Here is an 11,725-nt window from a genome sequence, read left to right on the forward strand (position 1 = left end):
CGTTACTTTTTTACGCACTAATATCCACACCGCCCCGAGAGGCTGCGCGTTCTTGAGCACGTTGGGCCAGCACTTCCATATCTGATGCCAGAAGAAGTTCTTCGTCATCATCCATAGAGTCCGCATCACCACCGTTTCCACCATTGGAGGAACCGTTGGCTTGTTCACCCTGTTCGTTTTGTTTTTGCAAATCGAAGTTCATATCACCCATGTTGAGGCCCGCTTCGCTCAGTGCTTTTTCAAGGTTTGAGGAGTCGTTCTTCAGCATTTGCAATGTTTCTGGACGTTCGGCAACGATGGAGGCCATCACTTTACCTGTTGAAAAGTCCAGTTGAACTTCAATGCGGCCCATTTCCAGTGGCTTAAGCTGAATGTTGATACGGTCCGCACCGGCTTTTGCCGCTTTGGAAATCTCAACATGAATTTCTTCAGGTTTTGCCGTTGTCTGGACAGCCGGCTTTTGTTGAGCCGCCTGTTTTGCCTGAGCTGCTTGCTGTGTTTGTTGTGCCTGTTGGGTCGTGTTCTGAGTATTGGTTTGCGCCATCTCAGGGTTTACGCCTTGGGGCTGTTGGACCATGGCGGTTTTCGCCGCACCACCAGCAGCACCTTTCACATCACCAACCATATTTTGGAAATTCTGGTTTTGTGTGTTCTGGTTGTTATTTTGCTGGTTTACCTGGGCTTGTGCATTCGCCATCGCAGCCTGAGGGTTTGGCCCTTGGTTTGCGTTGGTTTGCCCTGTTGTCTGCTGCTTGGTTGCGGCCAATGGATTATTGGCATCTGCGGCAACTTGGGCTGCATTGGACAGGTTTTGTGATTGTGTTGATGTCAATTCAGCCGATTGGTTGGTGACATTCACATTCAGGTTTGCACGTTGGTTTGGTCCAAGTTTCTTTGAAAGGTCGCTTGCTTGGCGCTGGGCTTCTGACATCAACTGACCTTGTAATTGCGGATCAGTATTTTGTTGATTAGCCATAGCGTTCTGATTTTGCTGAATGCCTTGCATTTGACCCTGTCCTTGAGTGGCTGCTTTATTTTGAGCCGCACCGGATTGCCAACCTTGGGAGAACAAGTCTTTATTGTTACCCGCATTAACATCGATGTTCTGGACAGTTTGAGTTGTTTGTTTGGCAGTCGTATCGGTCATACCCGCTTTCTTTGGGTCGACCATTGCAACGATTGCCGGGTCAGCTGCCATTTGTGCAGCCGCAGCTGCGCCTTGAGCAAAGGCATTGCTGGCAGCTTGATCAGATACATTATCGCTATTGGTTGTCTGAGCAGCGCTACTTTCTGTATCGTTGCTATTTTGGTTTTGCGATCCTGTATCAGATTGAACCTGTTCATTTGCACCTTGATCACCTGTATCGTGATCATCGCGTGAGGTATGTTGTTCACGCGGTGCAGTATCGTCTTGACGATGATCATCACGACCATCATGGGATGCTTCCTGACGGTTATCATCAGAACGCGAATGGCGTGGTTCATCGTCACGACTATAGTCTCGATCGTCAGAACGGCTGTGGGCCGGTTCATCATCGCGTCGCTGGGAACCCCCGGCTTCACGTTCGTCACGATAAGACTGATCATATCCACTATCGCCACCTTGGTCATAGACACCTTCGTTCTGTGACTGGTTGGCTGACATGGACATGGAGGTATTCATATTGTCAGTTCCGAACATCAAGAAGCTGGAGAACTGCGGGCCTGCAGAGCTTTGGGCTTTACCCGCGCTCTTGGCAGCCCCGGCAGCAGCGGCAGCGACGCTGTTTCGGGCTCTTACATTTAAATCATCCATGATTGCTTCCTCGCATATTCCACATGTCAGCCCTTATTTTGCAAGGGTCGTGCCAAAAATGATATTTTTAACTAAGTGGTTGTTTTTTAATAGTTAAAGTGGTTTTTAGGATGATGGGGATAGGGAAAAATATGCTTGTCTGAAGGCGAAGGGAAAGGATGACTAGGCAAAAAATACCAAGTCTTTTTGTAAGGAGCATGTTAGAACAAAATAGTCATTAAAGCGGGAGATGGATAATGAGTGAAACACTCTTGGTGCATTTGGGCATTGTGAGAACGGGCAGTTCAAGTGTGCGCCGACTTGTGCGTGATTATTGTCAGATTAAGGGTGAAACCTGTAGCCATTTTCCTGAAACAGAGGATGAGCCTGTAACGGAGCAAACCCGTTATCTCTTCACTGAATGTCCTTATCCCTATCATCTTGATACGGATCGACACTGTCAGTATTTCACCACCATCCGCAATCCGGTTGACTCCGTTATTTCAGAGTATTTTTTCTATCTGGAACGTGAAAAACTGGATGCGAGTGTCAGTCTTGATGACTTTATTGCTGCTTTGCCAAAGTCCTATAATAAGCAAGCGCGCTGGATTGCGGCAATTAACAGTCCTGATAAAAAACTCCATACGCTTGAGCAGCCACGCAATATGTTTGAGCATGGTTTTTATGAGGATATTTCTGATCAGGACTTACTGATGCAGGTTCAGGCCAGTGCGGGAAAATATTTTCCATGCATCGGGCTTTTAGAGCGTATGGAAGAAAGCGCTTTTCAGATTGCGGCTAAATTTGGTTGGAGTACGGTTCCCATTTTATCGCGCATGAATGCGAGCTTTAAAGATGAAGCCTTGAAGCGGGAAAAACCGACTGAACTGCAGATTGCCAAGATCAAGGAATGTAACCGCGCTGATGACATGCTGTATCAGGCGGTGGAGCATAATTTTAATCAGGAAATTTCGCAGATTAGAAGCACATTGGCTGAACAAATGGATTTCTATAAACAGGAATGCAAACGCCGCGATGAAGAGTTACTAAAAAAACGCAGAGAAGTGTTTGAGAAGGTCATGGATATTCCAACAGAAGGTGGCATACATTAATGATCAGGAAATGTGTCTTTCTTTCAAACGGCTTTATGGATAGCTGTACGGGCATTCAACATAACCAGTTTGCTCAGGCCATGAAGCATAATGGTGTTGAGTTTGAATTCGTTAATGCAGCCGAACTAGGTGGCCCGCAGCTTTCTGCCTTGCTCAATGAATTGACTGAGCCACGAGATGACCATCTCTTGGTAACCTTTAATGGGCGGATTGATTTTCCAAAGCAAAAACCGGGTGGGGAGCCTTATGAAATCCGCTGGCATCATTTGTGTTGGTTAGTGGATGATCCTGTACAGCATTTTGCCTCCCTAATTAGTCTGCCTGCCAATACGGTCATGGGGGTTGTAGAACCGTTTCATGCAGATATCTTAAAGCAGTTGGGCTGTGCGTTTAAATCGGTTCAGGTGCCTCATAGCAATCTTGATCCGCTGAATGAGATTATTCCCATTGCCAAAAGACAGCGCCGTGTCTTATTTGCAGGCTCCATTGCGCCGCTGCCAGATTGGGCGGATATGAAACGGATAAACCCTCCACAAATCCATCCTTTTTTAGAAGCAAGCGAACAATGCGGGCAGGATCAGGCAGCTCGCCCGCAATCTGTTTTTGATGCTTTTGATCAAGCCTGTAAAGAACGCTCAATCGACCATAATCAGTTGCCCAAACAGGTGCTTTCCGGTTTGTTGATGTTGGGCGAAATGGCTTCAAACAGTTTGGCGCGCCGCCGTGTTTTAAGAATTTTGCAAAAACATATGCCGATTGATTTAATCGGTAATATTGATGATCCTGAACTCTTGGCTATGGATGATGTCACTTTTTTAGGGCGCAAGGACTTTCAAGAGGTTTTGGAAATCTCTTCTCACCTAAAAGCCAATATTTGCCTGACCCCTAAATTCCCATCAGCCATAACCGAACGTATCTGGGGGGCGATTGCCTCAGGTACCCCGGCTTTTTGTAGTCTTTCAACGGGGCTGGATGAATTTGAAGAGAGTGTCTGTCAGCTGGATTTGAGCCAAAGTGATGCGACGCTGGAAGAAAAATTATTGTCCGTTTTAGAAGATGATGTGGCTTTACAAATGATGCAGGAGGGAGCCTTGGCAAAGGTTGCACCTCACCACCATTACATCCATCATGTGGCTAAAATTCTCGATTTTTTTAATCAGGCTTAACCTTGCAAGTCAACGAAACTACCGCGCTCAAAAAAACGGGCGTTATATTGGCCGCTTGATTGGGTCTGATATTGCACAGGCGGATTGTAACTGCCTGAGGAGGCATAGTTTGAGGCTACATTGGTTGCCAGTGAGGCATTGTTACTGACATTTGTCAGGCTGCCAAAATCAATCTCGTTTCTTAAGGCTTTATCCAGTTGTTCAAGGCGATTGACCCGTTCATTGACCACATAAAGGGCATTTTCAACCCGGCGCGACGCATCTTTAATCCCCAGCTCAGACAGCACATTGATATTGGAAAGGCCAAGGGCTTGGGCGTCAATAGCAACGCCTTTGACCTCAATCTTGCCGCCATATTCAGAAGATTGCAATTTGATGGTGCGCTCTTCTGTGCGCAACAGGCTAACAGAACCCACCTCGGCAGAATTCACAAGCCGTTCAATATTACCAAGAATAGTTGTGATCTCGGCTTGCAGGTTTACCCGTGAGGTTTCTGGGAAACTGTTGGGTAGCGTTGTTTTATCAGCCTGTTTGACCAAGGCGTCTAAGCCTTTAACCAAGGACTGAATGACAGCGCCTTTAACACGGGCAATTTGAGACAGGGCCTTGCTGCGACTGGGGGCGATTTGGGTTTCAAATGGCTGGCGCTGGGCAAGCGCTTTGGGCTGGCTTTTCGGTGCAGCCGTCGCGCTTGGCACATAAAGTGCGGCAGATAAATTGTCAATCGATGGGATTGCCATTTTAAAACAAACATCATTTATGATTTCTAGATGCACATATTATAGCAGAAAAACGCATCTATTGGGATGTTAATCAGCAATGCTAACTTTTTCTTTAGAAGTTGGTGATAGTTATCTTATAGTGAAATGAAACACATCCGTTTCTTTAGAGGTGGCATGTGGTTTAAAAGATAAAAACAGGTAGGGTTTATACGTGTATCAGGACCTATACAAAGAAGCGCTTCGCATTAGGCTTGTCGAAGAGAAAATTATCGAGCTTTACCCTTCTGACAAAATTCAAAGCCCGGTTCATATGTCTATTGGTCAAGAGGCTGTGGCAGTGGGCTGTTGTGCCGCCCTTGAAAAAGACGATCTGGTTTTTGCCACTTATCGCAGCCATGCGTTTTATTTGGCAAAAGGTGGCGATATGCCCAAAATGTTTGCTGAACTTTACGGGCGCATTGGCGGTGGTTGTAAAGGCAAGGCCGGATCCATGCATTTAGCCGCACCTGAAGCCGGCTTTATGGGTGCCTCTGCCGTTGTTGCAAGCTCAATCCCCCATGCAGCGGGCGCAGCACTGGCTGCCAAGCGCCGTGACACGGGCCAAGTTATTATGTCTGTCTTTGGGGATGGGGCAACAGAAGAAGGTGTCTGTCACGAGACGCTAAACTTTACAGCACTACATAGCCTGCCTGTTGTTTTTATCTGCGAAGATAATGGCCTTGCGGTCCATTCTCACATTAAGGATCGCCAAGCCTATAAGCTGGAAGAACTTGCGGCTAATTACGGTATTGAAACGGTCGTGATTGAAAACGGTATGGATTTTGTCGGTGTTTATGAAACCGTTAAAAAACATGTTGATGATGTGCGTGAAAATGCAAAGCCCGTCTTTATCGTGATCAAGACCTATCGCTATAAAGAGCATGTGGGTCCTGGTGATGATTTTAATGCAGGCTATCGCGATGTTTGTGACTATGAAAAATGGTCAGCCCTTGACCCGTTAGTAACAGACAAAGAAACCTATATCGCCCTAAAACCTGAAGTGGATGAAGAAGTTGATGCTGCTGTACAGTTTGCTGAAAATAGCCCATGGCCGGGCCGTGATGAACTTCTAACGGATGTTTGGTAAGGATTAAAAAAAACAATGAGAACAGTTTCTTATCAGGATGCGCTTTTAGAAGCGATGAACCAAGGTTTAGATGAAAACCCCAATGCCTTTATCATGGGCCAAGGTGCAGATGATCATAAAGGTCTGTTTGGTTCCACCACAGGTATGGTTGATAAATTTGGCCCAGAGCGTGTGTTTGACACACCTTTGGCCGAAGAAGGCATTACGGGGATTGCGGTTGGCGCTGCCATGAACGGCATGTATCCCATTACAACCCATATCCGGTCTGACTTTATGTTATTGGCGACCAACCAGATTATTAATATGGCGGCAAAATATCGCTATATGTTTGGCGGCACGACCGAGGTGCCTATGTTGATCCGCGCCATTGTCGGGCGCAGTTGGGGCCAAGGCGCACAGCATTCACAAAGCCTGCAATCGCTTTTTGCCCATATCCCGGGTTTACATGTGATTATGCCATCAAGTTCTGAGACCATCTTGGATACTTATGCCTATGTGATGAAAAATGTAAAAGGTCCGGTGATCAGTTTTGAACACCGCCTGCTGTATACGTTGAATTTTGAAGTTGATGATCAGGCGGTTGCCAATCAGGCTGACCCGCTTCGTGCACGCTTGTTGCGCAAAGGTAAGGATATCACCATCGTTTCAACTTCCATCATGACATTGGAAGCCTCACGGGCGGCAAAATATCTGGCTGAAGAAGCAGGTATTGAGTGCGAGTTGATTGATCTTCATTGCTTATCAAAAATCGATATTGATTTGATTTGTGAAAGTGTGAAAAAGACCGGGCGCTTGTTAATTGCAGATACCAGCTGGGCACCTTTTGGGGTTTGTGCAGAGATTTGTCGCCTTGTGTGTGAGCGCGATCCCTCATTGTTAAAACAAAAAGTGGAAAGCCTTTCTATGGCGCCTGCGCCTTGCCCAACAGCTAAGACACTTGAAGATATGTATTACCCGCATTTGGGTGATTTCTGTGATACGGTTTCACGTTTGGTGAAAGGTTCACAAGATCATGGGGTGAAATTGCCGGATGAGAAATCTATGGCGGATGTGTACAAACGCTTCCGTGGACCATTTTAAGAAATAAGGATTAAACAAAATGCGCGTCTTAATCACAGGAATTACCGGAATGGTCGGCAGCCACTTGGCTGAATATATTCTTGAAAACCATCCTGAGGCAGAAGTCTATGGCATGGTGCGCTGGCGTAGTCCCTTGGATAATATCCAAGGTATTCTTGAGAAAGTGACTTTGGTAAATGGCGATTTGCGCGACCTAAATTCTCTTATCAAGATTATGACGGATATTAAGCCGGACCGTATTTTCCATTTAGCGGCACAATCTTATGTCACCGTGAGTTTTGATCAGCCCGCTGACACATTGGAAACCAACGTGATTGGCACGACAAACCTGATGGATGCGGTGCGTTGGGCAAAGATTGATCCGCGCATTCATATTTGTTCTTCTTCAGAAGTTTATGGTCAGGTTAAAGAAGACGAAGTGCCGATTACTGAACATAACCCCCTGCGCCCGGCAAGCCCTTATGCGGTTTCCAAAGTGGGGGAGGATATGATCTCGCTACAATATTTCCTGTCTTATGGCATCAAAACCATCCGCACGCGCATGTTTACCCATACAGGGCCGCGCCGTGGTGATGTATTTGCTGAAAGTACATTTGCCAAACAGGTTGCAGAAATTGAAGCGGGTCTTAAGCCAAACCCTGTAAAAGTGGGCAATCTTGATAGTGTGCGCACCATTGCAGATGTGCGCGATGCGGTGCGTGCTTATTGGTTGTTGTTAGAACATGGCGAGCCCGGTGAGGTTTATAACATCGGTGGTGAAGAGACTATGACCGTAGGCGATATTTTAGATATCTATAAGGACATGGCAACTTGTGAGATCAAACATGAAGTTGATCCCGCCCGCCTGCGTCCATCTGATGTGACCTTACAAATTCCTGATATTTCAAAATTCCAAGAAGTTACGGGCTGGAAAGCAAAAATCCCACCGCGTAAAACCTTTGAAGATTTGTTGAACTATCACCGCCATCTGATCAAAAAACAGAGTGTGTAAATGAGCCTTGTCATCACCAGAACACCGTTTCGTGTTTCCTTCTTTGGCGGCGGAACAGATTACCCTGAATGGTACTTAAAAGAAGGTGGCTCGGTTCTTTCAGCCGCCATTGATAAATATTGCTATATCACGGCGCGTTATCGCCCGCCGTTTTTCCCAACTGCACACCGTGTGGTTTGGGCTCATATCGAAAGTGTTCAAAGCATTTCTGAAATCCTTCATCCTGCGGTGCGTGAAGGATTGCGCATGCTTGATTTTGATGATAGCCACGGTATTGAAATTCTCCACCAAGGTGATCTTCCTGCCCGCACGGGCATGGGCTCAAGCTCAGCCTTTGCTGTTGGCTTGATCTTGGCGCTTAAAATGATGCGTGGTCAGGCAGTGAGCCAAGAAGACCTTTATTTAAAAGCGATTGAGCTGGAACAAGATTGGTTAAAAGACTCCGTTGGCTCTCAAGACCAAGTGGCCTGTGCCATGGGTGGGGTCAATGTCATTGACTTTAATACCGATGGGGCCATTAACGTAAAACCCATCCAAGCCTCAAAACAGCGCTTAAATGGGCTGAATAGCCGTTTGATGATGTTTTATACGGGCACAAGTCGCCTATCTTCAGAAGTGGCACGCGATGTGATTTCAAATATTGCGGATCGTTCAACGGTGTTGCGTGAAATGAAAGCCATGGTGCCCGTTGCGCAGGCCATTTTGGAAGAAACGGCAAGTGATCTGGATGATTTTGGGCGCATGATGAATGAGACATGGCAGCTTAAGAAAAGCCTGAGTGGGAAAATCAGCAACAGCAATATTGATGATATTTACGAAGCGTCGCAAAAAGCAGGTGCCTTGGGCGGTAAGCTTTTGGGGGCGGGGCATTCCGGTTTCATGATGCTTTATGTGCCGCTTGATAAACGCGAAGCGGTGCGCCAAGCGTTACATGAATTGATGGAAGTGCCGTTTAACTTTGAAATGAAGGGCAGCCGGGTCTTAAACGATCATGGCTGGATGTCGGAGTTAAGCGCGAGCATTATCAAACGAAAAATCGGGCAGGTGAGTAATGGCGTCCAATAATGAACTGGCTCTTATCGCCGCAAAGATGCGCCTGCGTGCCTTAAAAGCTGCTCTTAAAGCCAAAAAAGGCCATGTACCACCTGCTTTTTCCTGTATGGATGTGGTGGTCTCTCTTTTTGAAGATGGCTTGCTCAATGTTAATCCTGATGAGCCCAAAGCGCCTACGCGAGATCGCTTTATCCTCTCAAAAGGTCATGCGTGCCTTGCCCTTTATACCATCATGTCCCATCGTGGTTTCTTTGGGGATGAGGAACTAGACGATTTTGCCGGACATGGCTCATTCTTGCCCGGTCACCCCGATCTGGAAATCCCCGGGGTAGAGGCTATTTCAGGCTCGCTTGGACATGGTCTGGGCTTGGGCTCAGGCATGGCTTTGGCAGCGCGTATGAATGGTGAAGACTGGAAGACGACTGTTATTCTTGGTGATGGCGAATGTCAGGAAGGCTCGATTTGGGAAGCAGCTATGTTTGCAGGCCAGCAGAAACTTTCAAACCTCACAGCGATTGTAGATTACAACAAGCTGGGGGCGACGAATTTTACTGACAATGTGATTTCACTGGAACCTTTTGCTGATCGCTGGACAAGCTTTGGCTGGAACTGTGTTGAGATTGACGGGCATGATTATAACGCGATCCGCAAGGCTTACACGCAAGGGCGAGATGAGCGCCCACGTGCCATTATCGCCCATACGACCAAGGGCAAGGGTGTAGACTTTATGGAAAACTCACCAAAATGGCACCATGCGTTGCCACAGGGTGAACAGGTTGAAGAGGCACTTGCACAGCTTCAAGGTCAAATTGATGCGTTATCGGATATGAGTGAGTAGGGGAAGATAAAATGGATTTTAGAGACGCCCTATTTAACGAAATTCACGCGCTCATGCGCCGTGATAAAGATGTGGTTGTTATCACCAATGATATGGGGGCTTTTGGCTTTGATCTAATCGCCAAAGAATTCCCCGAGCGTGCCGTAAACCTTGGTATTGCTGAGCAGAATTTAATCAGTGTGTCAGCAGGTCTTGCTTTTGCAGGTAAAAAGGTTTTTGCCTTTGGTATTGCCTCTCACGTGGCTTTTCGCTGTTTTGAACAGATTAAGCTTGATATGTGCGTGGGCAACCTGCCAATCGTTTTAATCGGTATGGGACCGGGGCTGACATACGGTAATGACGGGCCAACCCACCATGCAACTGAAGATGTGGGCGCACTGGGGTGTATCCCCAATCTGACCATTTATAACCCATGTGATGTGGTGGCGGTTGGTAAGTCGGTTCAGCTGGCTTTTGAAACGGGTGGTCCCTGTTTTATCCGCCTTGATAAAGAAAAGAATGAACCTGTCTGGCAAGAAGATGAAGCTGCTTTTAAAGCAGGTGTGAAGCTGGTGAAAGAAGGCTCTGAGACCTTGATTTTATCAACGGGCATTCCAACCTATCGCGCGCTTCATGCTGCTGAGGGAGCAAAGGCGGCTGTGGCTGATGTGCTTCAATTAAAACCAGCGCCTAAAGAGGCTCTGCTTGACCTGATAAAAGGGTTTGAGCGTATCATCGTTGTGGATGAACATGTCAAAACAGGCAGCCTTTATAGCAGCGTCTGTGAAGTCATTGCTGAAAACGCTTTGGTGAAAAAGCTTGAAGCCGTCACTTTACCTGATGAATTTCTGCTGGGTTCAGCCAGTCGTGATTGGGCGCATGAAAAATTCGGTTTCAGTGTTGAGGCACTGAAGCAACGTATTGGAGAATAAAGAATGTCTGCTGAATTTGACCAAAAACTGTCCTTGGATGATTTTGCCCAGCAGTTTGGCATGGATGTCTCTGATATTTCTGAGGAAATGAAAGAGTTTATTGCCTCAAAAGATTTCTCCTATCGTTTTCTTGATGGTAAAGAACGCGATAAAACAGCCATTGAAATTTTGGAACGCCGCGCGTGGGAAAAATCCATTGCGGGTGAGGGTAAAGTTGATCGCTGGAATAAAGGCTGGGGGGAAAACCTGCAGGCTTTTTTAGACAGTAAATGTGATCTGGAAACCCTGATCCCGAAATATATCCGCCCCGGTCAGCCCGTGCGTTTATTTAAGCATTTTGCCAAAGTTGCCGATGATGAGTTTGAGCTCAATTGGTATCGGATTTTCCGCGACAGCTTCTTTAGAAAATATCTGTCCGGTTTTAATGAAATTTACGAATTTGGCTCAGGTTCAGGCCATAATGTGGCTGTTTTGGCAAAGATGTATCCTGAAAGTAAGATCAATGCCTTTGATTGGGCAGAGCCCTCTGTGGATATTGTTAATCATATGCGCGATGAGCTGGGCCTAAATGTCTGTGGGCGTCACTTTGATTTCTTTAATCCAGATACATCAGTGAAGATCGCGCCGAATTCTGCGGTTTTGACCATGGGGGCGCTGGAACAGACAGGTGATAAGTTCCATACCTTCCTTGAATATATTCTCGATCAAAAACCAACCATGTGTTTTCATGAAGAGCCGATTGTAGAAGTGCATGATGATGATAATATGGTGGATTACACCTCCTTAAAAACCATGGAACGGCGCAATTTCCTCAATGGTTTGGTCAAGACCCTTCGCGAATATGAAGAAAAAGGCTGGATTGAGATCAAGAAGGTTCATCGTTCCCAGTTTGGTAGCTTGATGTTTGAAAGCTACGCACAGGTTATCTGGCAACCCAAATAAGTAATAAAAG

The 11,725-nt window shown here is 46.5% G+C and carries 11 protein-coding genes; 9 read left to right on the top strand and 2 right to left on the bottom strand.

Features of this window, described 5'->3' with window-relative positions; genetic code table 11:
• Positions 1–10: 10 nt before the first annotated feature.
• Positions 11–1,795, bottom strand: coding sequence for a flagellar hook-length control protein FliK (locus tag MTBPR1_RS15015; RefSeq protein ID WP_069189840.1), 1,785 nt, complete (start codon positions 1,793–1,795; stop codon positions 11–13).
• Positions 1,796–2,031: 236 nt separating this feature from the next.
• Here MTBPR1_RS15015 and MTBPR1_RS15020 point away from each other — a divergent pair, with 236 nt between their 5' ends.
• A complete protein-coding gene (locus MTBPR1_RS15020; protein ID WP_069189841.1) occupies positions 2,032–2,886 on the top strand; it encodes a sulfotransferase family 2 domain-containing protein in 855 nt (284 codons plus the stop codon).
• Entirely contained in the window at positions 2,886–4,052 is a 1,167-nt protein-coding gene (locus tag MTBPR1_RS15025; protein WP_069189842.1) for a glycosyltransferase, read from the top strand. Before MTBPR1_RS15020 ends, MTBPR1_RS15025 begins: the two co-directional genes overlap by 1 nt.
• On the opposite strand, the gene MTBPR1_RS15030 is transcribed toward MTBPR1_RS15025, so the two are convergent.
• Positions 4,049–4,792 (bottom strand): hypothetical protein, encoded by a 744-nt coding sequence (locus MTBPR1_RS15030; protein ID WP_069189843.1) that lies wholly within the window; start codon positions 4,790–4,792, stop codon positions 4,049–4,051. The two genes, MTBPR1_RS15025 and MTBPR1_RS15030, sit on opposite strands and share 4 nt — an antisense overlap.
• A gap of 193 nt (positions 4,793–4,985) precedes the next feature.
• Between MTBPR1_RS15030 and MTBPR1_RS15035 the strand changes: the two genes are divergently transcribed.
• From MTBPR1_RS15035 to MTBPR1_RS15065, 7 genes are read left to right on the top strand one after another with little or no spacing between them, the layout of a single operon-like run.
• On the top strand, positions 4,986–5,900 hold the full coding sequence (locus MTBPR1_RS15035) for a thiamine pyrophosphate-dependent dehydrogenase E1 component subunit alpha (RefSeq protein WP_069189844.1): 915 nt from the start codon (positions 4,986–4,988) through the stop codon (positions 5,898–5,900).
• A 15-nt stretch (positions 5,901–5,915) separates the two neighbouring features.
• Positions 5,916–6,980, top strand: a complete 1,065-nt coding sequence (locus tag MTBPR1_RS15040; protein WP_069189845.1) for an alpha-ketoacid dehydrogenase subunit beta — start codon at positions 5,916–5,918, stop codon at positions 6,978–6,980.
• 19 nt (positions 6,981–6,999) lie between these two features.
• Positions 7,000–7,971 (top strand): GDP-mannose 4,6-dehydratase, encoded by a 972-nt coding sequence (locus MTBPR1_RS15045; RefSeq protein ID WP_069189846.1) that lies wholly within the window; start codon positions 7,000–7,002, stop codon positions 7,969–7,971.
• A complete protein-coding gene (locus MTBPR1_RS15050; protein ID WP_069189847.1) occupies positions 7,972–9,036 on the top strand; it encodes a GHMP family kinase ATP-binding protein in 1,065 nt (354 codons plus the stop codon).
• The gene (locus tag MTBPR1_RS15055) at positions 9,023–9,862 is read left to right on the top strand and encodes a transketolase (protein WP_069189848.1); all 840 of its coding nucleotides are present in this window, start codon (positions 9,023–9,025) and stop codon (positions 9,860–9,862) included. Before MTBPR1_RS15050 ends, MTBPR1_RS15055 begins: the two co-directional genes overlap by 14 nt.
• A gap of 11 nt (positions 9,863–9,873) precedes the next feature.
• On the top strand, positions 9,874–10,773 hold the full coding sequence (locus tag MTBPR1_RS15060) for a transketolase family protein (protein WP_069189849.1): 900 nt from the start codon (positions 9,874–9,876) through the stop codon (positions 10,771–10,773).
• Between the two features lie 3 nt (positions 10,774–10,776).
• Positions 10,777–11,715 carry a class I SAM-dependent methyltransferase gene (locus tag MTBPR1_RS15065; protein WP_069189850.1) on the top strand — a complete coding sequence of 313 codons (939 nt, stop codon included), beginning with the start codon at positions 10,777–10,779 and terminating at the stop codon, positions 11,713–11,715.
• Positions 11,716–11,725: the final 10 nt, after the last annotated feature.

The organism is Candidatus Terasakiella magnetica, assembly GCF_900093605.1.
Classification (GTDB): domain Bacteria; phylum Pseudomonadota; class Alphaproteobacteria; order Rhodospirillales; family Terasakiellaceae; genus Terasakiella; species Terasakiella magnetica.